Raw genomic sequence first — 22,919 nt, 5'->3', positions numbered from 1 at the left:
AACTATTTAGGCCATTTCGCAACCGCTGGCCTTCCAGTTATCGGTCCCGCCGACGACGTTCGCCGTGTCGAGACCAAAGTTCTGCTCCAGGTAGGCGGCCACTTGCAGGCTGCGCCCACCGGAATGGCAGATGACGTAGACGGTCTTATCGCTATCCAGCTCGCCCACGCGGTCGATGATGCCGCCCATCGGGATGTGGGTGGCGCCAGCGGCGTGCTCGGTGGCCCACTCGCTGTCCTCCCGCACGTCGATGAGCTGGGCGCCCGCGGGGACCTCGGTCGGGTTAACGTTGCGCATAGTTTAAGGACTAACCCTGGTAGCGCTCGATAGCGGCGGCGTGGATCTTCTCCGCCTCTTCCTTGTTGCCCCAGCCGGAACCGGTGACCTCCTTGTTCGGCTCCAGGTCCTTGTAGCGGGTGAAGAAGTGCTCGATCTCGTCCTTGATGTGCTGCTCGACGTCGTCGATGTCCTGGTAGCGCTCCCAGCGCGGGTCATCGACCACGGTCAGCAGCTTGTCGTCCCCGCCGGCCTCGTCGGTCATCTTGAACACGCCGACGATGCGGGCTTCCACGATGACGCCCGGGAAGACCGGCTCCGGCAGCAGGACCAGAGCGTCGAGCGGATCGCCGTCCTCGCCCAGGGTGTGGTCGATGAAGCCGTAGTCCGCCGGGTAGGCCATCGGAGTGAACAGGTAGCGATCCAGGTAGATCTTCCCAGTCTCGTGGTCCACCTCGTACTTGTTGCGGGAGCCCTTCGGGATCTCGATGGTTACTTCAACGCTCACGTTGTACCTCCATGAAAGAAATGCAAATTGCCGGTATTGATTCTAGTGAACATCCTAGCGTGCGCCCGGGGTAGGGTATTAGGCGATGAAGGCAAAACATGTGTGGTGGACCCTCGCTGCGGTGGTCACCGCCGCCGCGGTAGGCACGACTGCGGCGGTAGGCATCACGGTGCAGCAGGCCTACAGCGACTTGGACCACGGCGAGGCGTTTGCCGTCTCCGCCCCCGACGACGCGCTCACCCCGGCCACCCCGGAGGATATTGACGCGGCCGCGCTGGTCGGCGAAATCGAGGCGCTGGACAAGGAAGACCTGGGCAATTACGGCGCCCAAATCATCGACACCACCGATGGCGCGGTGCTGTGGGAAAAGGACGCGGGCAAAGCCCTCGTGCCCGCCTCGACTACCAAGGTGCTGACCACGGCGGCGGCCACCCTGGCCCTGGATGAAAACGAGCGGCTGCGCACCGATATCGTCCGCGCCGGCGACGACGTCATCATTAAATCCGCCGGCGACGTGTGGATCACTCACGAGCAGCTGGACCGCGCGGCCGAGGAAATCGGCAGCGCCTCCCGCGTGCTGATCGACAACTCCGTCTGGTCCGGCCCCGAGCAGGCCGCCGGTTGGGACTCGGCCAACGTGGACGAAGGCTACGTCGCCCCCATGCAGCCGTCCATGCTCTACGGCGGGCGCCTGGGTACCACCGAGGGCGACGTCCCGCGCAGCCACCAGCCCGCCCACGACGTCGCCCAGCAGCTGGCCGATCGCCTCGGGGCGGAGGCCGGCGAAGGCAGCGCCCCAGAAGGCGCGCAGGTCGCCGCCACCATCGAATCCGAGCCGCTGTCGCTGCGCGCCGAGCAGATGGTCAAGCACTCCGACAACGTCGCCGCCGAGGCGATCGCCCGCGAGCTCGCCCTCCACCAGGGCAAGCCGGCCAGCTTCACCGGCGCGGTCGAGGCCACCTTCGAGGTCCTGCGCGAAGCCGGCTACGACCTGAGCGGGGCGCACCTGGAGGACAATTCCGGGCTGTCGCCGGATAACCGCCTGTCCGCCCAGCTGCTGGCCCACCTGGTCGAGCGCGCTGCCGAGGACGATAGCCTGCGCCCGCTGCTGACCTACCTGCCGGTCGCCGGCGGGGAGGGCACCCTCTACGAGCGCTACGGCGACCGCGCCGGCAAGGGCTACGTGCGCGCCAAGACCGGCACGCTCACGGGCACCGCCGCCCTGGCCGGCACCGCCCAGGGCCAGTCCGGCCGCATCTACGCTTTCGCCCTGCTGACCAACGACGGCGAGCTGCTCTCGGCCCGCGCCAACCAGGACGCGCTGACCAGCATCCTGGCCCAGTACTAGCCATGACCGAGCCCTTCTGGCCGCGGAAATCCCCGCACTTTCTGGCCTGCCGCACCGCGGTGCGGCCCTTCGTGGAGGGCTATCCCCCTGTGACCGTCGGGCTGTCCGGCGGGGCCGATTCATTCGCCCTCACCGCCGCCCTGGCGGCCGAGTACGGAGAGCACAAGAACAAAATCACCGCCGTCTCCGTCGACCACGGCCTGCAATCCGGCTCGCGGGAAGTCTCCGAACGCGCGGTGGAGGCCGCCCGCCAGTTGGGCGTGGCCGGGAAGGTCATCTCCGTCGAGGTTGCCGAGCCCACCGAGGCCGCCGCGCGGCTCGCGCGGTATCAGGCGCTGGGCGCCCAACGGCCCGTCCTGGTCGCCCACACCGCCGACGACCAGGCGGAAACCCTGCTGCTGGGGGCCCTGCGTGGCAAGGTGACGGGAATGCGAAAGGTGGAAAACAACGTCTGGCGTCCGCTGTTGGGCGTGCGCCGCGCCGACACCGAGGGCGCCTGCCGGGAGCTGGGCTATACCCCCTGGCAGGATCCGCAGAACGCCGATGCCCGCTTCCGCCGCGTGGCCATCCGCACCCAGGTCCTGCCGTTGCTGCGCGACATCATCGGCGGAGATCCCACCCCGGCGCTGGCCCAGGCGGCCGCGGACGCCGCCGCCGACGACGCGCTGCTGAGCCCGGATCGCTTAACCGACGACTGCGCGGAGCTGGCCGCGCTGGCCGAGCCGCAGCGGCGCCGGGCGATAGCCGGCTGGCTGAACGCACACGGCGTGCCGGTGAGCCGGGCGGCCATCCGGGGTATCGACAAGCTGTGCACCGACTGGCGCGGCCAGGGTCCGGTGGCGGTGCAGAGCTTGGAAGTGGTGCGCCAAGGTGGCAAACTGTCACTGGTAGAAGCGAAGAAGAAAGGTCACCCCACCATGACTCTGCACGAGGCCAAGGACTACTCCGTGCCGGATAAGCGGTACGGCTCCGATGTGGAAGCGGTCCTCCTCTCCGAAGACAACATCGCCCGTCGCGTCCAGGAAATGGCCGACAAGGTCTCCGTACACTACCGCGACGCCGAGGACGAGCTGCTGCTGGTCTGCGTGCTCAAGGGCGCGGCCTATTTCCTGACGGACTTCTCCCGGGCGCTGTCCATCCCGGCCCAGCTGGAATTCATGGCTGTTTCTTCCTACGGCAACTCCACCTCCTCCTCTGGCGTGGTGCGCATCCTCAAGGACCTGGACCGGGACATCGCGGATCGCGACGTGCTCATCGTCGAAGACATCATCGACTCCGGCCTGACCCTGTCCTGGCTCATCGGCAACCTGCAAAACCGCAACCCGAAGTCCCTGCAGGTGGTCTCCCTGCTGCGCAAGCCGGAGGTCGTCAAGGCCAAGCTGGACCTGTTCGACGTCGGCTTCGACATCCCGAACGAGTTCGTGGTCGGCTACGGCCTCGACTTCGCCGAGCGCTACCGCGACCTGCCGTTCGTGGGCACCCTGCACCCCAGTGTCTACAGCAACAACTAGACTTATTCCTTGATGAAAAACCAGAAAATCCTCCGCTACGGCGGCATTGCGGCGATCCTGCTCATCGCCCTGTACGCCTTTACCTTCCTGACCGACGACACCCGCGGCTACGAGCCGGCGGACACGTCGGTGGCCATCCAGCAGTTGCAGGACGGCAACGTGAAGGAAGCCCAGATCGACGACCGCGAACAGCGGCTGCGCCTGGAGCTGAAAAAGCCCATCACGGTCGAGGACCGCGAGGGCGTCGAGCAAATCGTCGCGCAGTACCCGGCCCGGGCCAGCGAGCAGATCTTCAACGCGGTCAAGGACACCGACGCCGAGAAGTACGAGACCAACGTGACCCAGGAATCCTTCCTGGGCTCCATGCTCAGCTTCTTGCTGCCGATGCTCCTGCTGTTCGGCCTCCTGTTCTTCTTCATGTCCCGCATGCAGCAGGGCGGGGGAATGTTCGGCATCGGCGGCAACAAGGCCAAAGAGCTCACCAAGGACATGCCGACCAACACCTTCGAGGACGTGGCCGGCGCGGACGAGGCCGTCGACGAGCTCCAAGAGATCCGCGACTTCCTGGAGGATCCGACCCGCTACCACGAACTCGGCGCGAAGATCCCGCGCGGCGTGCTGCTCTACGGCCCGCCCGGCACCGGTAAGACCCTCCTGGCCCGCGCCGTGGCCGGCGAGGCGGGCGTGCCTTTCTATTCCATCTCCGGCTCGGACTTCGTGGAGATGTTCGTGGGCGTGGGCGCGTCCCGCGTGCGCGACCTGTTCAAGCAGGCGAAGGAGCACAGCCCGTGCATCATCTTCGTCGATGAGATCGACGCCGTCGGCCGCCAGCGCGGCTCCGGCATGGGCGGCGGCCACGACGAGCGCGAGCAGACCCTGAACCAGCTGCTGGTGGAGATGGACGGCTTCGGCGACCGCGAGGGCGTCATCCTCATCGCCGCGACCAACCGCCCGGACATCCTGGACCCGGCGCTGCTGCGCCCGGGCCGCTTCGACCGCCAGATCCCGGTCACCGCCCCGGACCTGGCCGGCCGCGAGCAGATCCTGCGCGTGCACTCCAAGAACAAGCCGCTGGGCAAGGACGTGGACGTCACCCAGCTGGCCAAGCGCACCGCCGGCATGTCCGGCGCCGACCTGGCCAACGTGCTCAACGAGGCCGCGCTGCTGACCGCCCGCATCGGCGGCAACGTGATCACCGCCGACGCCCTCGAGGAGGCCACCGACCGCGTGGTGGGCGGCCCGCGCCGCCAGTCCAAGATCATCTCCGAGCAGGAGAAGAAGGTCACCGCCTACCACGAGGGCGGGCACACCCTGTCCGCGTGGGCGCTCAAGGACATCGAGCGCGTCTACAAGGTCACCATCCTGGCCCGCGGCCGCACCGGCGGCCACGCCATGACCGCCCAGGAAGACGACAAGGGCATGTACACCCGGGATGAGATGTTTGCCCGCCTGGTCTTCGCCATGGGCGGCCGCGCCGCCGAGGAGCTGGTCTTCGGCCACCCGACCACCGGCGCGTCCGCCGATATCGAGCAGGCCACCAAGATCGCGCGCGCCATGATCACCGAATACGGCTTCTCCCCGGAGCTGGGCACCGTGAAATACGGCCAGGAACAGGGAGACCCCTTCGCCGGGCGCCCGGGTGGCACCAGCGAATACTCCGAGCAGGTTGCCGCCAAGATCGACGAGCAGATGCACTACCTGCTCGATCGCGCCCACCAGCAGGCCTACGAGATCCTGGCCGAGCACCGCGACTACCTCGACGCCCTGGCCACCGAGCTGCTGGAGAAGGAAACGCTGCGCCGCCCGGACCTAGAGCGCCTGTTCACCGACATCGTCCCGCGCGAGTCTTACGACGTCTTCCCGGGCGAAAACGTGCGCTTCCCGCAGCAGGCCGGCCGCGAGCCGGTCAAGACCCCGGTCGAGCTCGCCAAGGAGCGCGGCGAGGAGCTGCCCAAGCGCATGACGCTGCTGGATGCTTCCCGCGCGGCCCGCGAGCGCCGAGAGGCCGGCGAGACCCTGTCCGGCGAGTACGGATTCAACTTCGGCGAACACGCCGGAGACTACGACAAGGACCGCGACGATGACTAATTCCTTCGACCAACCGCGCGCAGAGGCGGCTATCCGCGAACTCCTCCTCGCCGTGGGCGAAGACCCGGACCGCGAGGGCCTGCAAGAGACCCCGGCCCGCGTGGCCCGCTCCTATGCGGAGATCTTCGCCGGCCTGCACGTGGATCCCACCGAGGTACTGCACAAGACCTTCGCCGAGAACCACGAAGAGCTGGTCCTGGTGCGCGATATCCCGATTTATTCCACCTGCGAGCACCACCTGGTGCCCTTCTACGGCGTGGCCCACATCGGCTATATCCCCGGCAAGGACGGGCACGTCACCGGCCTGTCCAAGCTGGCCCGCCTGGCGGATATGTACGCCAAGCGCCCCCAGGTGCAGGAGCGCCTGACCACCCAAATCGCCGACGCGCTGACCGATACCCTGGGTGCGCAGTCGGTTATCGTGGTCATCGAGTGCGAGCACCTGTGCATGGCCATGCGGGGCATCCGCAAGCCGGGCGCGACCACCACGACTTCCGCCGTGCGCGGCGGGTTCAAAACCAACGCGGCCTCACGCGCTGAGGTCATGAGCCTTATCCGGAGCTAGAAACCATGTCGATTGCAGATCTGTCCGCCCCGACCGACCGCACGCTGGTCATGGGGATTGTTAACGTAACCGAGGATTCCTTTTCCGACGGTGGCAAGTGGCTGGCCGTCGACGACGCCATCGCGCACGCCCACGAGCTCGTGGCCCAGGGCGCGGACATCATCGACGTCGGCGGCGAGTCCACCCGCCCGGGGGCTACCCGCGTGGACGCGGAGGTTGAGCGCGACCGCGTCACCCCGGTGATCAAGGCCCTCCACGAAGACGGGATCCTTACCTCCGTGGACACCATGCGCGCCAGCGTGGCGGCCGCCTCCGCCGAGGCTGGCGTGGATCTGCTCAACGACGTCTCCGGCGGCCTGGCCGATCCGGACATGTTCCGCGTGATGGGGGAGACTGACCTGCCCGTGTGCCTAATGCACTGGCGCACCGTCCGCTTCGGCGACGCCGCGGGCGCGGCTGACCACGGCGGGGACGTCGTGCGCGATGTGCACAACGTCTTGGACGACCTGGTCGAGCAGGCGCTGCAGGCCGGCGTGAAAGAAAACAACATCAGCATTGACCCGGGCCTGGGCTTCGCCAAGACCCCGCAGGACAACTGGGCACTACTGAAAGCCCTGCCCGAATTCATCGACGGGCCTTACCCGGTGCTCGTAGGCGCCTCCCGGAAGCGTTTCCTGACCGGCATCCGGAAAAACCGCGACCTGCCGGCCGGCCCGCAGGAAGCCGACCCCGCCACCGCCGCCGTCACCGCGCTGTCCGCCCAGCTGGGCGCGTGGTGCGTGCGCGTGCACGAGGTGGCCGTCTCCCGCGACGCCGTCGATGTCGCCGCCGCCTGGAAGCTCGGCGCGGACTACCAGGGGAACTAATGGCTGACCGCATTGAGCTGACCGGCCTCGAGTGCTACGGCTACCACGGGGTCTTCGACCACGAAAAGCGGGACGGGCAGAAGTTCCTCGTCGATATCACCTGCTGGTTAAGCTTCAGCCCGAACGATGACCTGGCCGAGACCATCAACTACGCGGAACTGGCGGATCTCGCCGCCGGGTTCGTCGAGGGCGAGCCCTACGATCTCATCGAGACCGTCGCCTCCCGCATCGCCGACGCCGCCATGCAATCCTACGAGCAGCTCTTCGCCGTCGAGGTGACCGTGCATAAGCCGCAGGCGCCCATCGAGCGCAACTTCGGTGACGTCGCCGTCGTCGCCCGGCGCTCGAAGAAGACGATCCGGAGGGGCTAATGCGCGCGGTACTATCCATCGGCTCCAACCTGGACGACCGGGAAAAGCTCTTGCAGACCGTCTTCGACGAATTCGCGGCGGAGACGGTGGCGGCCTCGCCCATCTATTCCACCCCGCCGTGGGGCGTTACCGACCAGGACGAATTTCTCAACGCGGTGCTCATCGTCGACGTCGCGGACAGCCCGATCGAGCTGCTGCGCCGCGGCCAGGAGCTAGAGCAGGCCGCCGACCGCCAGCGCATCCGCCACTGGGGCCCGCGCACCCTGGACGTCGACATTGTCGACATCGCCGGCTATACCAGCGACGATCCCGAGCTGACCGTGCCGCACCCGTACGCCCACGAGCGCGCCTTCGTCTTAGTCCCGTGGCTGGCGGCCGACCCGGGTGCCACCCTGAACGGCGCGCCCGTCCGCGAGCTGGTCGCGAAGCTGGAACCGGCCGAGGTCGCTGAGATCAAGGAACGCTAAGTGAAACGCACCTCCATCGGAACGCTCATCGGGGTAGGGCTCTTCGTGGCCGCCGCGGCCGCGATCCTCACCGCTCGCTTCTACGGCTCCATGCTGTCCATCCCCGTGACGGTGTCCATCACCTTGTGGGTCATGACCGTGCTCTGCTTAGGGCTGGCCTGGAAGGTACGGCAGGCCAAAAGCGACGACGGCATCGGCCTGGACCGCACCCAGCTGAACCCGCTTACCATCGCCCAGTTCATGCTCGTGGCGAAGGCCTCGGCCTGGACCGGGACCATCGTCGGCGGCGCGTACGCGGGCATCGCCTGCTACGTCATCCCCAACGCCGGTCGCCTGGCTGCTGCCTCCGACGATCTGACCGGCGTGTTGGCCTCCGCCCTGGGAGGGCTGGCCATGGCCATCGCCGGCGTGGTTTTGGAACGATACTGCGAAGTCCCTCCGCCCGAAACTGGATCGGACGCGTTAGAGTAGTACCCATGAATAACCAGACCGATCGCGGCCAGATTGGGCTCGCAGTGCTGGTGGTGCTCGCAATTATTGCCAGCATCGTCATGCTCATTGCCGGTTCCGACGCCGCGCTAAAGATCGCACTCCTTGCTGCTCTGTGGGCCGCTGTGGTCGGGTTCTTCCTCGTTACCCGCTACCGCCGCCTGGCGCAGAAGAGCGAGGACGAGCTCGCCTACCGCGAGAAGCTCCACCAGGCGGAGCTGGAGAAGGCGCAGAGCGCCGAGGAACCGGAGATCCTCGCCGAAATCCGCGAGCAGCTGAGCACCATCCGCAAGCAGCTGGAGGACCTTTCGGGCCGCGAGTTCGGCTACGAACCGGCCGCCCTGCGCGCCGAGGCCCGCCGCATCATGGAGCTCGAGGATAACTTCAAGCAGACCTCCGCCGGCGCGCCTTCGGAGGACGCCATCGCCGGCCGCCTGGGCAACCAGACGCAGCAGGAGACCCCGCTCGAGGAAATCATCAAGGAAAAGCAGGAAGCCGAAGAGCAGGAGCCAAAGAAGGAAGAACCCACCTTCCAGACTGATTCCTTCCAGGCCGTGCGTTGGGACTCCGGCGGGGATCCGGAAGTGAGCAAGCCAAAGGAAGAAAAGCGCGGTCGCCGCCGCCAGGACGCTCACCGCGAGGGCTCGGTCTCCGTCGCGCAGCTCATGGCCCAGATGAAGAAAAACAAGTAGTCGTGGACGCACCGCGCATGCGCATCGGGGTGATCGGTGACTCCGCCCCCGGAAAACTCTTTGCCGAGCGCCTGGCCCAAGCCGGCCACAAGGTCGGCAACGCCGCGGACGCGGAGGCTCTCATCCTGGCGGTCGAGGAGGACCGGCTGCCGGCGGCCATTGAGGAGGCGGCCGGCATCGTCCGCTCCGGCACCATCGTCATGCACACCTGCCTGACCCGCGGGGCCCAGGCTCTCGATGCCCTGGAGACCCGCGGCGCGATCGTCGCCGCCGTCTGCCCGGTGGACGACGAGGCCTGGGCCGTCGACGCCCTCGACGAGCTCGGCGAGACCGTCGCCACCCTGCTGGTCTTCGAGTCTCACGGGAAGTACATGCTGCTCAGCGATGCCGACCGCCCCGACTTCGTCGCCGGAGTCTACAAGCGGGAGATGCTCCGCGAGATTCTCGCCCGGGAGGGCGGCGGCAACGACTACACGCCGCTGAGCGCGCGGCAGATCATCGCCGGATACAACGGCGACCCCGCCTACCTGACCTATGCCCGCCGCCTGGCAGAATTGCGCGGGGACATCGACCTAGAATTCTGGGGGAGTAATGATAGATACCAGTGATCTCGACAAGATCCGCATGGTTGGCAGCGCCTACGCGAAGACCGGCCGGCCCGTTGTGCTGGTCATGCTCGGCGACGGCGTACACGCCGGCCACCAGGCGCTCATCCGCGCGGCCCGCGCCATCCGCTCCGCCGTCGTGGTCGTCGCGCTGCGGGAAGGCGAGGCTCCCGACGCCGACGTGGTCTGGCGCTACGATGCCGAGACCCTCTGGCCGCACGGAAAAACCATCGCCGTGCCGACCCCCGACCGGGGCCTGGAACCCGTTCAGGATCTCGCGCTGCCGCTGGCGCTCATCGGCGCGCTGCGCCCCTCCGACGTCGTGGTTGGGGAGAAGGACTACGAATACCACCTGGCCTTAAACCAGGCCGTGCGCGACCTGCACCTGGGGGCTCGCCTCCACGGCGTGCCCACCGTGCGCACCGCCGAGGGCGTGGCGATGAGCCTGCGCAATACCCGCCTGCCCGCCGAGCACCGCACCGCGGCCACCGCCATCTCCGCCGCGCTAACCGCCGGGGCGCATGCGGCCGAAGCCGGCGCCGATCACGTCCTCGAGGTCACCGAGGCCGTACTTCACTCCGCCGGCGTGGATCCCGACTACGTCGCCGTACGCGGCAAGGACCTCGGCCCCGCGCCCGAGCAGGGCGATGCCCGCCTCCTCGTCGCCGCCACCCTGGGCGGAATACGCCTTATCGACAACGTCGGCCTGCCGCTGGGCGTGGGCTTTAAGAACTGGGACGAGTACCAGTCAGAGCAGCTCCGCGATGAAGCCGAGTTGCTCCGGTCCGACGTCCGCGGGAAGTAGCGGCACCTCCACGGTCGGGACTGGCAGCGCCAAGCCGCTAAGCGCCGCGTCCTCGACCCGCCGGCGGGCCTCCATAAAGCTGCCTTGCCCCTGCGGTGACCGGCGATTGACGATAACCCCGCCCACGGTCATCCCACTGTCCCGGAGTTGGTGATAAAACTCGGTGGTTTCCAGCACCGGGAGCCTCTCGGGGGTTAGCACCAGATAGAACTCGGAGTCCTGCTGCAACGTCGCCCGCAGCCGCACGAAACGCTCCCGGCGGCGCCAGAGGATGCTCCGGATCTCCTGGTTGCGCTTATCCACCTGCTCGGAACCGGCCTCCCCGCCGAGCCCGCGGACCAGGGAGCTAAAACGATCCGAACGGTCCCGCCGCTCCAACAGCCCGTCGGTCCAGGCCTGCATAATTTCGGGCAGCTCCACCAGGCGGGCGGTGTGGCCGCTGGGGGCGGTATCGAAGATGATCCGTTCGTAGTCGGTATCGACCAGGTCCGCCATGCGCTCCAGCAGCGCGGATTCGTGCGTCCCCGGTGACTGCCGGGCCAGGTCCAGGTGCCGGTTGACCTGGGAGTGCAGCCGCTCCGGCATCATCTTGTGCATCGTGTGCCGGACCTCGGCCAGGTGTTTTTCCGTGACCTCGGCCGGGTCGATCTCCACGATGTCGAGGCGGTCGGCGACTGGCGTGGGGGTATCGCCCAGCGAGACGTCCCAGAGGTGCCCCAGGTTGTGCGCCGGGTCCGTCGAAACCAACAGCGTCGAATGCTGCTGCGCGGCCTTCCACGCCGCGGCGGCCGCCAGGGTGGTCTTGCCGACGCCGCCCTTGCCGCCGAAAAACGTCACCGGTTTTAGCAGCATGAGATGCCCTCCAGCGGGGAGCGATCCATCCCCATACGCCGATGCCAGGCGTGGAACTCGTCGTAGACGACCGGCAGCAATTCCAGGGTGTAATAGGTCGCCGGGTTGGGAACCCCGAGCGCCTCCGACATCACCAGCAGCAGGAACAGGTCATCCTCCTCCTGCTTGGCTTTGGCGAAGGTCGCCCGGTAGGGGCCGGCGTAGTAATCCTGGAGCAGCTGCCGCAGGCTCATCGGACCGGCTCCGGGGCGTCGACGTCCTCGTCGGTCCAGGTAATGGCCGGGCTTCGCCGCGCACGCTGGAGGGAAGCGAGCGCCTCGACGGTGACCCACAGGGCGGCGATGAGGATGATGACGTCCATGACCAGCAGCAGCCAGTTCTGCTCCTGCCAGAAGGTGCCGAGCTGCATAATCAGCGCCCAGACGGACATGACCATGAGGAAGGCGAAGGGGATGAGCACCGGCAGGGTCGGCCGGCGCAGGTAGGTCAGGATGACGGCCAGGATAGCCAGGGTCAGGCCGGCCATCAGCTGGTTGGTGGTGCCGAACAGCGGCCAGATAGTCATGCCGCCCGAGCCGTCGGTGCCCTGGGAGAAGGTCAGCGCGAAGGCCACGCCGACCGCGATGCAGGTAGCCACCAGGGCGCCGATCCGCACCCCGACGACCTCGCCGATTTCTTGGACCACGAGGCGCTGCAGGCGGATGCCCGAGTCCATGGTGGTGGCGGCGAAGAGCACGGCCATGGTCGCGAGAATGGTCCCCGACAGCGAGGTGGGGATACCGAGGCCCTCGTTCATCAACGAGCCACCACCGGCGACGAAGGCGTCCACGCCCCCGGCGTTGAACTCGTGATAAATCTCTTCCCAATCTTGGATGGTCTTGAACCCGGCCGTGGTCGCGATGATCGTGCCCAGGGACAAAAGGCCCTCACCGACGGCGCCGAAATATCCGACAAAGCGGGCGTCGGTTTCCTTGTCCAGCTGCTTCGAGGAGGTTCCCGAGGCCACCACGCCGTGGAAGCCGGAGATCGCGCCGCAGGCAATGGTGACGAACAGCAGCGGGAAGATGGAGGGGGTGCCGTCCGGGACGGCATCGTTAAGCGCCGGGGCGACGATGTCCGGGGCGGTGAACAGGAAGGCGCCGTAGAGGATGGCCAGGCCAATGAAAAGCTGGAGGCCGTTGATGTAGTCGCGCGGCTGGAGCAGCACCCAGACCGGCAGCAGGGAAGCCGCGAAGGCGTAGATGAACAGCGCGATGATCCAGACGCCGTTGGCCGGGATCCCCAGCACGGTCTCCGGGAGCACCACCGGCACGCGGTCGCCGATGATCATCAGCGCGTAGAGGGCCACGACGCCGACGATGGAGACCACCGGCAGGTTCCAGTTAAAGCGGTAGATTGCCTGACCGATCAACAATGCCACGACGATGGCGCCCCAGGTCGGGATGACCGCGGTCGGGGTGGAGACCAACAGGTTGGAGATGACGACCGCGAAGGCGGTGTTGACCATCAGCAGGAGGAGGAAAATAACGACCAGGAAGAGGTTGCGCCCGCGCGAGCCGATGTAACGGCCGGACAGCGTACCGATGGACTGGCCGCGGTGACGCTGCGATGCCCACAGCGCGCCGAGGTCGTGCATTCCGGCCATGAGGACGGTGCCGATGGTCACCCACAGGAACGCGGGCAGCCAGCCCCAGATGACGGCCACGGCCGGACCGATGATCGGGGCCGCGCCGGCAACAGAGGTGAAGTGGTGCCCCCACAGGACGTACTTGTTGGTGGGCACGTAGTCGACGCCGTCGCGCATGGTGTGCGCGGGGGTGGCGTAGTTAGGGGAAAGTCGGAAAATTCGGTTTCCGAGGAAACGGGAATAGAGCAGGTACCCGGCGGCCATCATCGCGACGCCGATGGCAGCGAGTATGAGTGAGTTCATGATACCCTCCGTGGAAGTGTGCAATGAATCACTATTGTGGCACGAAAGTTTCGTGTAGGGGCTGGTTTTCCAAAACGGGGGAGGTGGCCTTGGTGTGCGCGCGGTCGCGGCGGGAGTGCTGCGCCTGTGCCATGGTCCGCATCCAGTTAACGTTTTTCGCGGACAGCGGGCCTTCCGGCGACGTGGACTCCCAGGTGCCGTCGTTGGAAAGCCACACCACGGTCCCAGTGCGCGGGTCGAGGATATAAGTCACCCGGCCGTCGGTCTTGATGTTGTGGTGGTGCTGGCAGAGGTTGACCAGGTTGCTCGCGGCAGTGGGGCCGCCGTCGTGAAAGTCTTTGCAATGGTCTTTCTGGCACCTGATGGCGGGGATGCTGCAGCCCGGGTACCGGCAGCAGCCGTCCCGGCCGTTGAGGAAGGCCTTGATGTCCTCCGGGGTCTGGTAGTTCGAGCTGCGTTTTTCGGCCGCGGCTGCCATGTCGCGCTGATGGTCGGATTTTTCGGCCATGTGGTCGGCGGTGTCTGCGTCGACCCAGCCGTAGCCGTCGATGAACCCGCCGCTTTCTGGGAGGTCCTGAGCCATGAACATGTTGAGTACGACGCGCGGCGAGCCATACTTGCCCAGGACGAGCCCGGCCAGCGCTTTGGCCGGGCTGACGTTGTTGTCTTTGGCGACCTTCCGGATGGCGGCGTCCATGGCGGCGGTGGTCTCCGCGTCGTATTCCGCGACGATCTCGCCGCGGTTGGAGCCGACGGGCCCGGCGGAATAATGCGGCGGGGGAGGCTCGTGGGGTGGTTGGGTAAGTTCCAATTCTGCGTTGACGAGCCGGTTGAGCTTCCGGCGGAGATTTTCGTGGGAGGGCAGGACCTGGGCGGGCTGCGTTGGGGTCAGGTAGTCGGCGAGTCCGGTATCGATCCGCGCGAGCGATTCCGAGGACGGGGTGGCGCCTAGTTTGTTGAGGACGGAATCAATGAGGGTGAGTTGTTTGAACTCGAGGTGGTGCAGGGTTTCGACTAAGTGTTTTAACTTCGGCAAGGTGTCGAGCCGTTCTAGGCTCTCGCAATAATCCCGTGCGCGCGTGAAGGAGAGACCGGTTTTTAGGGCTAAGCGCTTGATGGCGAGCTCGTCGTCAGCGCTGCGAGCAGGGCGGAGGTCTTGCCAGAGGTAGTAGTAGTTGCGGCGGTAGGTGGTACAGGCGGTAGCAGTCGGACAGTAGGGAGTATTGACGGTGTAGTAGGGCTGCATAATTCCCCCGGTTGTGAGTTAGCTAATCTGTTCTAACTAACCCACACAATACGCAACCGTCCGACATTGTGCTACCCTTTTTCGAAAAAATGTACGAATTATTTTCCGAATTCTTCCTGCAGGTGGTCCACCAGGTCCTTCGCGGAGAAGGCGTCAATTCGGAAGAACTCGCCGTCCAGCGGGTAGACGTGGTTGTTCCGGACGGACTCGGTGTCGGCCAGCTGGGGATCCTTGCGGACCTTCTCATCGGCCGGCTTGCCGCCCAGGTTGAGAACGAAGGCGCTCTTGCCGTCCAGGGCGAGCGGGAGGTTTTCGGTGTTAACGGCCTTGACGTCGCCGCGCTTGGAGCCTTGCGCCGAGGTGCCGACGAGGTCCTCTGCCGGGGTGGCGACCTCAATGCCCAGGTCGCTGAAGATCTGGCCCTGGGCGGATTCTTCGGTGAAGAAGTTCATGCCGTCCTTGGTGGGGGAGACGATGTTGACGGGCTGCTCGATGTCCAGGTTGCCCTTGGCCTTCTCCACGGCGGCGTCGTAGTCCCCGATGACCTCATCGGCCTTGTCCTCCAGTCCGGCGGCCTCGGCGACCTCCCGGGTGGTGTCCTGCCAGGACTGGTCGGAGTAGTCGATGACCTGGACCGGGACGATGTCCTTGAGCTGGTCGTAGATTTCGGCGCCGGAGTCGTTGCCGACGTTAGACATGACCACCAGGTCCGGATCCTGGGCCAGGACGGCCTCGGCGGAGGCGGAGCCGATGGTGTAGATGGAGTCGATGCCCTTCTGCTGGGCGACCTCGTCCCAGGCCAGGCCGAAGCCGGTGCCGTCGGCGAACATCGGGGCGTCCGGGTTGCCGCCGGCCGAGGCGACGACGGGCGCGTCGAGGGAGAGCAGGGCGCCGGTCAGGGTGACGGAGGCGGAGACGATCTTCTTGGGCTGGGACTCGATGGTGAGATCGGTTTCCTGGCGGTCCTTGTCCTGCGTCTGGATCGTTCGCGGGAAGGTGCTGTCTGCGGTGCTAGAGGAAGCGGCCTCCGAGTTCTCTGCGTTTTCCGAATTCTCAGCGTTGTCGCTGCAAGCGACGAGGCCGAGCGAAAGAGCTGCGGTGGCGGACAGGGCGAGGATGCGTCGTGCGACGGGCAAGGGTGCCTCCTAGGTAGCGGACTATTTCCTAGAAGGTTAGCCTAACCTATCGCGGCACCACCAAGGGTCCCCCACTTATGGGGTCAGTAGCAATGACCGCCTCGAGGCCGAAAACTGCGGCCAAAAGGTCCTCGGTGAGGACCTCGGTCGGGGAGCCCTGGGCCGCTAGCTTTCCGTCCGCGCCGAGCAGAATTAGACGATCGGACCAGCGGGCCGCCAGGTTCAGATCGTGGAGGACCATGATGGCGGTGCTGCCCCGGGCATCGACTAGTTGCCGGACCAAGCGCAGGACGTCGACGGACGTCGCCAGGTCGAGGTACGTTGTGGGTTCGTCGAGCAGCATGACTGGGGTATCTTGCGCGATGGTCATAGCGATCCAGGCGCGTTGCCGCTGCCCGCCGGAGAGCTGGTGGAGGGGCCGGTCCGTGAGATCGGTTAGGCCGGTGGTGGTGACTGCGTCGGTGTAGACGGCGTCGTCGCCGGCAGACCAGCGCTGGTACCACGTCTGGTAGGGGTGCCTCCCGCGCGCGACCAGCTGGCCGACCGTCAGCCCTTCCGGGGCCACGGGGGATTGCGGCAGCATGCTCAGGTAGCGGGCGCGCTCCCGCCGGTTCCAGCTGCCCAGATCGCGGTTATAAAACTCCAGCTTTCCAGTGTGGGGCAAGAGTCCGCACAGGGACTTGAGGAGGGTGGATTTTCCGCAGCCGTTCGGGCCGATGAGGCAGGTGATGCCGCCTTCCGGCAGGCGCAGGTTCAGGTCCGTGACCACGGGTTTGTTCCCGTAGCCGACGCTGACGTTGTCCAAAGAAAAGATATCCATCACACAGTTTCCTTTGCTCGGGTGCGCATGACCAAGATAAACAGCAGGGGTGCGCCCAGGAAGGCGGTGACCACGCCCACCGGCAGCGGCCACGGCAGCACCACGCGGGCGACGATGTCCGCCCACAACAGTGCGGTAGCACCCACCGCCGCGGAGAAAAGCAGCGGCGGGGTGGGGGCGCGGGAGACCATTCGCGCCACGTGCGGGCTCACGAAAGCTAAAAAGCCGATCGGACCGGCGGCCGCGACGGCAACGGCAGCCAGCACGACTGCCACCAGCAGCTGGATGAGCTGGGCCAGGCGGACGTTGTGCCCCAGGATGTGGGCGGTGGCGTCGCCGAGGCTGAGCGCGGCCAGTTGGAAAGAAAGCCAACCGGCCAGCGCGACGGCGATGACCACGGTGGCCAGGGGAACCCACGCGTGGTGCCAGTCCCTCCCGTTAAGGGAGCCGGCCATCCACATGCGGGCGCTGGCCGCGCGATCCAGCTGCGCGTAGGCCAGAAGCCAGGTGGTGAGCGAGGACAAAAACATCGACAGGCCCACGCCGACCAGCACGATTTGCACCATGCTGCGGCCCCGGCCGGCCAAAAAGACCATGGCCACGGCGGTAAGAGCCGCGCCGAGGATGGCGGCTACCGGCGTCATGCCCCAACCAAAGACGATGGCGGCCACCGCGGCTAACGATGCCCCGTTGGTCACCCCCAGGATATCGGGGCTGGCCAGCCCATTGCGGGCGACGGACTGGGTGAGCGCGCCGGAGTAGGCCAGCGCCGCGCCGACCACCAGGGCAACGACGGCGCGCCCGAGCCGGAATTCCAGGATGACCGCGCGGTGGGCGGCCGAGCCGCCGCCGGTAAAAACGGCCACCACGTCGGAGAAGGAAAGCGCCAAATCGCCCTGCATGACGGAGACGACCACGCCGAGGACAGCCAGGGCAATGAGAGTCAACCAGCGAATCATAGGTTGCCTCCAATCTTGTTGCCGCGCACCAGGAGGATGAAGATCGGGACGCCCAGCAGCGCCAGGACGATGCCCATGGGCAGCTCCCCGGGGCGGGCAAGCAGGCGGCCCAGGATGTCGGCCAAGAGGGCGCACACCCCGCCTACGAGGCCGGACAGGGGGACAATCAGGCGGTAGTCCACGCCGGCTAGCCGACGGGTGATGTGCGGGGCGGCCAAGGCGATGAACGCCACCGGACCGGCCGCCGCCACGGCCGCGCCGGTCAGGCCGGCGATGACGATAACCCCGCCAGCTTGGACCGCCGAGACGGGCACGCCTAGGGACTGCGCGGTGGCATCGCCGAGCAGTACCAGGTTGACCAGCGGGGACAGCAGGATGGCGGCCACCAGGCTGACGATGCCGATGGGCGCGGTGACTTCTACCGTCCCGAAGTCGCGACCCGCGACCGAGCCGGTGGCCCACTGCCGGATGGCGTCGAGCACCTCGTCGTTGGTGAGGACCAGGGCGTTGACCAGCGCCATGAGGACGGCCGACAGGGCCATGCCGGCGAGCACGAAAGTCAGTGGGCTACCGCTGGAGTTAAGCGCGAACAGCAGGCTGGTCACTAGGACCGCGCCCAGGATGGCGGGCCAGACGAAGGAATCCGTCACGCCGGTCGACACGGCCAGCGCCACCGCCGCGGCCGCCCCGGCGGTCACGCCGAGGATGCCGGGATCGGCCAGCGGGTTGCGGGTAAAAGCCTGGGTGAGCGCGCCCGCGGCACCGAGACAGGTGCCGGCGATGAGCGCGAGAAGAGTGCGCGGGAGACGCTGGATGCCCAGGAGCATCTCGAATTCGTCCGCGGGCGCGCCGGGGTCGAAAGCGTAGCGGAAACCGCCCGGGATGGCCTCCCATACTTGCGCAAAAGTGGTCGCCCGCGCGCCGACAAAGAGGCTTGCCAGACACAGGGCGACCACGAGCGCTAGGCACAAGGGTGCGACTAACCTAAACCTGAACACAGTTAGGTTAGTGTACCCTATACGCCGATGTTGCCGTTTTCCTTCCAGACGACTACGACGGCCGGGCGCGGGGTGGAGTTGCCACCGTCCGGCCAGTGGGAGGAGGGCTCGTCGAAGGCGGCCTCGTCATCCTCGCCCGGGTGCTGGACGTTGACCATGACGCGCTCGTCGGTGACGATGGGCCCGCAGGTCTCGGCCCCGGTCGGGACGGTGAGGAAGCACTTGAGCTCGCCGCGGGTCTCGCCTTCCGTGGTGACCGCGTACAGGCCGTCGTTGGACTCGAGGGCGTTGCCGTCGGTGGAGATCCACAGGTTGCCGTGGGAGTCAAAGGCCAGGTTGTCCGGGCAGGAAATCGGGGAGACCTTCTCCTTGTCGAAGCCGCCGAAGTAGGAGTCCGCGGTGGCCGGGTCGCCGCAGACCAGGAAGAGGTTCCAGGTGAACTTTTCGCCGGCGTGGTCGTCGGAGATCTCCATGACCATGCCGTTCTTGTTCTCCTTGACCGGGGCCCATTCCTTCGGGTCCTCCTGGTTCTTCCCCGCGTCCTCGCCGGTGGCGCCGCGGTAGGAGTTGTTGGTCAGGGCGGCGTAGACCTTGCCGGTCTGCGGGTGGATGTCCACGTCTTCCGGGCGGTCCATCTTGGTCGCGCCCGCCTTGTCGGCGGCCTCGCGGGTGAAGATGGCGACCTCCTCGGCGCTGAAGCCCTCCACGTGGGACTCGGCCTTGTCGCCGTCCACGGTCAGCAGCTTGTTCCACACGCCGGTGCCGTCGAACTTGCCGTCTTCCGGCAGGACGCCGGAGCCGTCGATCTCCTCTTCCGGGGAGTTGCCCTTCAGCTCGGCGACGTAGAGGGTGCCGTTGTCCAGGATGGTCATGTTGTGGCGGGTGTCGCCCTCCTTGATCTTGCGGGAGGAGACGAACTTGTAGATGTACTCGAAGCGGGCGTCGTCGCCGGAGTAGGTGACCACCGTGCCGTCGTCGGTGACGTGGACGTTCGCGGACTCGTGCTTGAAGCGGCCCAGGGCGGAGTGCTTAATGGGCGTCGACTGCGGGTCGAGCGGATCCAGCTCGATGACGTAGCCGAAGCGGTTCGGCTCGTTCGGCGTCTTGGCGATATCGAAACGGTCGTCGAAGCGCTCCCACTTGCGCTGGGAGGGCTCGTCCTCGAAGCCGAAGCGGTCCAGGGACTTCTGGGCGCGCTCGTCGTCGACCTTGGCGTTGGCGAAGTAGGCGTCGAAGTTTTCCTCGCCGGACAGGATGGTGCCCCACGGGGTAACGCCGCCGGAGCAGTTAGCCATGGTGCCGGAGATGGTGGTGCCCTCCGGATCCTTGTCCGTCTTCACGTACTTCGAACCGGCCGCCGGGCCGGTCAGGCGGAAGGGCGTGGTCAGGGTGATGCGGCGGTTGAGCGGGCCGAACTCCCGCTTGAGGTTGCCGCCCTCAGCCTTGGAGACCTCCAGCACGGTCAGGCCGTGGTTGGCCCAGCCGATCTTCGCGTGCTCCTCGGTGGGGTTCTCGGCGTCGTAGTCCGGGAACATCTGCGGCTCGGTGGTGTACTCGTGGTTGCAGACGTAGACCAAGCGCTCCGGGTCGTTCGGGTGCTCTACTAGGCCGGCGAAGTCGTTGTTGAAGCCGAACTGCTTCTCCGCGTCCTGGGAGGTCTGGTTGTGGACGTCGAATTCCGGGGCGCCCTCGATGACCGGATCGCCCCAGGCGATGAGCACGGACTGCTGGTAGCCCTTAGGTACGACGACTTCGTCCTTGGTGTTCGGCTCGACCGGCTCGAACTTCATACCCTCGGCGGAGGTCAGTTCGACGTCGGCCTCGGTGGTGGTGGTAGAGGCGCTGCCGGTGTTCTCCTCCGGGGCCGAGCAGGCAGCCAGGGCGGCGCTGCCGCCGACGGCGACGACGCCCAGGCCGCCGGCGCGCAGCGCGGTGCGGCGGCTGAACTGATCGCCGAAGTACGGGTTGGAGGTCGGGTTGTCTGCCTCCCCGAAGCAGGCGTTGCCGCACTTGTAGGTGCAGGTCAGGCTGGAACGGGAGGAAGTAAACAAGGAACTAAGAAGATTACGGCCCTTCAGTGCCATGGGTGAATGCTCCAAAATCGATTATAGAAAGTCATGGAAAGTTGCGCCTAGAACTTAGTTCGGTGAAGTAACTGGATATTTAGATTCAGATTGATATCGGACGACGTTTTCATGAAGTACGGGTTAACACCGCCGCAGATGGCATGCGGTATTCTGTTGGGCGTGAGCGAGCAAAAGAAGAATGAGACCCCAGACATCCCGGAGCAGCTACGGATCCGCCGCGACAAGCGCGCCCGCCTGCTCGCTGACGGCACCGAGGCTTACCCGGTGTCGGTAGCCCGAACCACCTCCCTGGCCGACCTGCGCGCCAAGTACCGCGTGCTGGCCGAGGACGAGGCCGCCGGTTCGGAAGAAGGCGTAACCTACCTGGCGGTAGGGGAGGAGACCGAGGACGTCGTCTCCATCGCCGGGCGCCTTATCTTTATGCGCAACACCGGCAAGCTGTGCTTCGCCACGCTGCAGGACGGCGACGGCACCCAGGTGCAGGCCATGCTCTCCCAGGCCGAGGTCGGCAAGGAGCGCCTCGATGCCTGGAAGCAGGACGTCGACTTGGGCGATTTCATCTCCGTGACCGGCCGGGTCATCTCTTCTCGCCGCGGCGAGCTGTCCGTGATGGCCACCGAGTGGACCATGGCCTCGAAGTCCCTGCGCCCGCTGCCGGTCTCGTTTGCCGACATGGCTGAGGACACCCGCGTGCGCCAGCGCTACAACGACCTCATCGTGCGCAAGGAAGCGCGCGACAATGCCATGATCCGCATCAAGGTCGTGCGCGCCCTGCGCAACTACCTGGAGTCCCAGGGCTTCAACGAGATCGAGACCCCGATGTTGCAGACCTTGCACGGCGGCGCGGCAGCTCGCCCGTTCGTGACCCACTCCAACGCGCTGGACATCGACCTCTACCTGCGCATCGCCCCCGAGCTGTTCCTGAAGCGCGCGGTGGTCGGCGGCATCGATCGCGTCTTTGAGATTAACCGCAACTTCCGCAACGAGGGCATCGACAAGTCTCACTCGCCGGAGTTCGCCATGCTCGAGACCTACGCGGCCTGGGGTGACTACAACGACTGCGCCCGCACCACCCGGGAGTCCATCCAGGCGGTGGCCCAGGAGGTCTTCGGCTCGCAGAAGGTCACCCTGGCCGATGGCACCGAGTACGACTTCGGCGGCGAGGAATGGCCGGAGATTGAGATGTACCCCTCGCTGAACGAGGCGCTGGCGCGCAAGTTCCCGGGCCAGCCGGAGGTGACCATCGACTCCTCCGTGGAGGAGCTCAAGGGCATCGCCGACGTCATCGGCCTCGAGGTCGGCACCGGCTGGGGCCACGGCAAGCTGGTGGAGGAAATCTGGGAGGTGCTCTGCGAGGACCAGCTCGAGGGCCCGATCTTCGTCAAGAACTTCCCGGTGGAGACCTCCCCGCTGACCCGTTCGCACCGCACCCAGCCCGGGGTTACCGAGAAGTGGGACCTCTACGTGCGCGGCTTCGAGCTGGCCACCGGCTACTCCGAGCTCATCGACCCAGTCATCCAGCGCGAGCGCTTCGAAGATCAGGCCCGCCTGGCCGCCGGCGGCGACGAGGAGGCCATGGTCCTGGACGAGGACTTCCTCGCCGCGATGGAGCAGGGCATGCCGCCGACAGCCGGCACCGGCATGGGCATCGACCGCCTGCTGATGGCCCTGACCGGCCTGGGCATTCGCGAGACGGTGCTATTCCCCATCGTTAAGCCTGAGCAGAGCTAAAAAGGGCAAGAAAAAGCAGACCAGAGAGTGAATCCGCTCTCTGGTCTGCTTTTTAGGTTCTAGTCGTGGCCGAAGTTCTGGACGACGTAGAGCCTGCCGTCGGCAGCCTGGGCTACGCCCACGCCGAGGGACTTAGCTTCCGGATCCAACATGTTCTTGCGGTGCCCCGGGGGGAGTTGGCCCAGCGGTTGACGAAGACGCGGCCGGAGTCACCGCGGTTGCCCTGGGCGATATTTTCGCCACCCGGGCGCATATTCGCCGGGTAGTGCTCCCAGTAGTTGGCTCGGTGCTTGAACTCGCCGGTGCGAGCGATGGTCTCGGCCCAGTCCTGGGCCAAGTCGTTGAGCGCGGCGTTGGCCTTGACCGGGGCGAGGCCGTTCTGGGCGCGGAAGTCGTTGGTCGCGTCGAGGACGGCCTGCTGGCTGGCCGAGGACGTTGCGGCCGGCGGCGCGGCAGGAATCGAGCTGCCGGAGGAGATGCCGCCGATGATGATCCCCAGAATGGTGAGCAGGGACAGTACAGCGGAGATGATCTGCTGAATATTGAAGTTGAACCGTGGCATGGTGAGG

The 22,919-nt window shown here is 66.4% G+C and carries 24 protein-coding genes and 2 pseudogenes; 13 read left to right on the top strand and 13 right to left on the bottom strand.

Features of this window, described 5'->3' with window-relative positions:
- Nucleotides 1-6: 6 nt before the first annotated feature.
- Both ACEE23_RS02645 and ACEE23_RS02640 read right to left on the bottom strand, forming a co-directional pair.
- A complete protein-coding gene (locus ACEE23_RS02645; RefSeq protein ID WP_368519890.1) occupies nucleotides 7-297 on the bottom strand; it encodes a rhodanese-like domain-containing protein in 291 nt (96 codons plus the stop codon).
- 10 nt (nucleotides 298-307) lie between these two features.
- Nucleotides 308-784, bottom strand: coding sequence for an inorganic diphosphatase (locus ACEE23_RS02640; protein WP_368519889.1), 477 nt, complete (start codon nucleotides 782-784; stop codon nucleotides 308-310).
- 85 nt (nucleotides 785-869) lie between these two features.
- Between ACEE23_RS02640 and dacB the strand changes: the two genes are divergently transcribed.
- The 12 genes and pseudogenes from dacB (at nucleotide 870) to ACEE23_RS02580 (ending at nucleotide 10,591) form a co-directional block, all read left to right on the top strand.
- Nucleotides 870-2,132: a D-alanyl-D-alanine carboxypeptidase/D-alanyl-D-alanine endopeptidase gene (dacB, locus tag ACEE23_RS02635; RefSeq protein WP_368519888.1), complete on the top strand. Its 1,263-nt coding sequence runs from the start codon at nucleotides 870-872 to the stop codon at nucleotides 2,130-2,132.
- 2 nt (nucleotides 2,133-2,134) lie between these two features.
- A pseudogene (tilS, locus tag ACEE23_RS02630) lies at nucleotides 2,135-3,022 on the top strand (tRNA lysidine(34) synthetase TilS); the annotation flags it as partial.
- 33 nt (nucleotides 3,023-3,055) lie between these two features.
- Nucleotides 3,056-3,643 carry a hypoxanthine phosphoribosyltransferase gene (gene hpt / locus ACEE23_RS02625; RefSeq protein WP_368520042.1) on the top strand — a complete coding sequence of 196 codons (588 nt, stop codon included), beginning with the start codon at nucleotides 3,056-3,058 and terminating at the stop codon, nucleotides 3,641-3,643.
- 12 nt (nucleotides 3,644-3,655) lie between these two features.
- Nucleotides 3,656-5,650 (top strand): annotated as a pseudogene (gene ftsH / locus ACEE23_RS02620) (ATP-dependent zinc metalloprotease FtsH); the annotation flags it as partial.
- 73 nt (nucleotides 5,651-5,723) lie between these two features.
- The gene (gene folE / locus ACEE23_RS02615; protein ID WP_296203329.1) at nucleotides 5,724-6,296 is read left to right on the top strand and encodes a GTP cyclohydrolase I FolE; all 573 of its coding nucleotides are present in this window, start codon (nucleotides 5,724-5,726) and stop codon (nucleotides 6,294-6,296) included.
- Between the two features lie 5 nt (nucleotides 6,297-6,301).
- On the top strand, nucleotides 6,302-7,162 hold the full coding sequence (gene folP / locus ACEE23_RS02610) for a dihydropteroate synthase (protein WP_368519887.1): 861 nt from the start codon (nucleotides 6,302-6,304) through the stop codon (nucleotides 7,160-7,162).
- On the top strand, nucleotides 7,162-7,533 hold the full coding sequence (gene folB, locus ACEE23_RS02605; protein ID WP_368519886.1) for a dihydroneopterin aldolase: 372 nt from the start codon (nucleotides 7,162-7,164) through the stop codon (nucleotides 7,531-7,533). The genes folP and folB overlap by 1 nt, the downstream gene beginning before the upstream one ends.
- On the top strand, nucleotides 7,533-8,000 hold the full coding sequence (gene folK, locus ACEE23_RS02600) for a 2-amino-4-hydroxy-6-hydroxymethyldihydropteridine diphosphokinase (RefSeq protein WP_368519885.1): 468 nt from the start codon (nucleotides 7,533-7,535) through the stop codon (nucleotides 7,998-8,000). Before folB ends, folK begins: the two co-directional genes overlap by 1 nt.
- Nucleotides 8,001-8,471: a DUF3180 domain-containing protein gene (locus tag ACEE23_RS02595; protein ID WP_368519884.1), complete on the top strand. Its 471-nt coding sequence runs from the start codon at nucleotides 8,001-8,003 to the stop codon at nucleotides 8,469-8,471. It abuts the gene before it with no gap.
- 5 nt (nucleotides 8,472-8,476) lie between these two features.
- Nucleotides 8,477-9,181, top strand: coding sequence for a DUF6779 domain-containing protein (locus ACEE23_RS02590; protein ID WP_368519883.1), 705 nt, complete (start codon nucleotides 8,477-8,479; stop codon nucleotides 9,179-9,181).
- Between the two features lie 2 nt (nucleotides 9,182-9,183).
- The gene (locus ACEE23_RS02585; RefSeq protein ID WP_368519882.1) at nucleotides 9,184-9,789 is read left to right on the top strand and encodes a hypothetical protein; all 606 of its coding nucleotides are present in this window, start codon (nucleotides 9,184-9,186) and stop codon (nucleotides 9,787-9,789) included.
- A complete protein-coding gene (locus tag ACEE23_RS02580) occupies nucleotides 9,773-10,591 on the top strand; it encodes a pantoate--beta-alanine ligase (protein WP_368519881.1) in 819 nt (272 codons plus the stop codon). The genes ACEE23_RS02585 and ACEE23_RS02580 overlap by 17 nt, the downstream gene beginning before the upstream one ends.
- On the opposite strand, the gene ACEE23_RS02575 is transcribed toward ACEE23_RS02580, so the two are convergent.
- The 9 genes from ACEE23_RS02575 to ACEE23_RS02535 all read right to left on the bottom strand — a co-directional run bounded on the left by ACEE23_RS02575 (nucleotide 10,535) and on the right by ACEE23_RS02535 (nucleotide 20,616).
- Nucleotides 10,535-11,443, bottom strand: a complete 909-nt coding sequence (locus ACEE23_RS02575) for an ArsA family ATPase (protein ID WP_368519880.1) — start codon at nucleotides 11,441-11,443, stop codon at nucleotides 10,535-10,537. The two genes, ACEE23_RS02580 and ACEE23_RS02575, sit on opposite strands and share 57 nt — an antisense overlap.
- On the bottom strand, nucleotides 11,434-11,676 hold the full coding sequence (locus ACEE23_RS02570) for a cory-CC-star protein (RefSeq protein ID WP_290223308.1): 243 nt from the start codon (nucleotides 11,674-11,676) through the stop codon (nucleotides 11,434-11,436). The genes ACEE23_RS02575 and ACEE23_RS02570 overlap by 10 nt, the downstream gene beginning before the upstream one ends.
- Nucleotides 11,673-13,373, bottom strand: coding sequence for a carbon starvation CstA family protein (locus ACEE23_RS02565; RefSeq protein ID WP_368519879.1), 1,701 nt, complete (start codon nucleotides 13,371-13,373; stop codon nucleotides 11,673-11,675). The genes ACEE23_RS02570 and ACEE23_RS02565 overlap by 4 nt, the downstream gene beginning before the upstream one ends.
- Nucleotides 13,374-13,404: 31 nt before the next feature.
- Nucleotides 13,405-14,409 (bottom strand): HNH endonuclease signature motif containing protein, encoded by a 1,005-nt coding sequence (locus ACEE23_RS02560; protein ID WP_448871793.1) that lies wholly within the window; start codon nucleotides 14,407-14,409, stop codon nucleotides 13,405-13,407.
- A 308-nt stretch (nucleotides 14,410-14,717) separates the two neighbouring features.
- Complete coding sequence (fepB, locus tag ACEE23_RS02555) at nucleotides 14,718-15,755, bottom strand: Fe2+-enterobactin ABC transporter substrate-binding protein (RefSeq protein WP_368519877.1); 1,038 nt, start codon at nucleotides 15,753-15,755, stop codon at nucleotides 14,718-14,720.
- Between the two features lie 46 nt (nucleotides 15,756-15,801).
- A complete protein-coding gene (locus ACEE23_RS02550) occupies nucleotides 15,802-16,575 on the bottom strand; it encodes an ABC transporter ATP-binding protein (protein WP_368519876.1) in 774 nt (257 codons plus the stop codon).
- Nucleotides 16,575-17,522 (bottom strand): FecCD family ABC transporter permease, encoded by a 948-nt coding sequence (locus tag ACEE23_RS02545; protein ID WP_368519875.1) that lies wholly within the window; start codon nucleotides 17,520-17,522, stop codon nucleotides 16,575-16,577. Before ACEE23_RS02545 ends, ACEE23_RS02550 begins: the two co-directional genes overlap by 1 nt.
- Before the next feature lie 8 nt (nucleotides 17,523-17,530).
- Nucleotides 17,531-18,490: a FecCD family ABC transporter permease gene (locus ACEE23_RS02540; protein ID WP_368519874.1), complete on the bottom strand. Its 960-nt coding sequence runs from the start codon at nucleotides 18,488-18,490 to the stop codon at nucleotides 17,531-17,533.
- 59 nt (nucleotides 18,491-18,549) lie between these two features.
- Nucleotides 18,550-20,616, bottom strand: a complete 2,067-nt coding sequence (locus ACEE23_RS02535) for a PhoX family protein (protein ID WP_368519873.1) — start codon at nucleotides 20,614-20,616, stop codon at nucleotides 18,550-18,552.
- 162 nt (nucleotides 20,617-20,778) lie between these two features.
- Here ACEE23_RS02535 and lysS point away from each other — a divergent pair, with 162 nt between their 5' ends.
- Nucleotides 20,779-22,350 carry a lysine--tRNA ligase gene (gene lysS, locus ACEE23_RS02530; protein WP_368519872.1) on the top strand — a complete coding sequence of 524 codons (1,572 nt, stop codon included), beginning with the start codon at nucleotides 20,779-20,781 and terminating at the stop codon, nucleotides 22,348-22,350.
- 59 nt (nucleotides 22,351-22,409) lie between these two features.
- Here lysS and ACEE23_RS02525 read toward each other — a convergent pair whose 3' ends face one another.
- Together ACEE23_RS02525 and ACEE23_RS02520 are read right to left on the bottom strand one after the other, a co-directional pair.
- Nucleotides 22,410-22,502 carry a hypothetical protein gene (locus ACEE23_RS02525; protein WP_368519871.1) on the bottom strand — a complete coding sequence of 31 codons (93 nt, stop codon included), beginning with the start codon at nucleotides 22,500-22,502 and terminating at the stop codon, nucleotides 22,410-22,412.
- Entirely contained in the window at nucleotides 22,463-22,912 is a 450-nt protein-coding gene (locus ACEE23_RS02520; protein ID WP_448871797.1) for a CAP domain-containing protein, read from the bottom strand. The genes ACEE23_RS02525 and ACEE23_RS02520 overlap by 40 nt, the downstream gene beginning before the upstream one ends.
- Between the last annotated feature and the right edge of the window lie 7 nt (nucleotides 22,913-22,919).

The sequence above is a fragment of the Corynebacterium sp. 32222D000AT genome (assembly GCF_053546955.1).
This window is presented reverse-complemented; position numbering and strand designations above follow the sequence as displayed.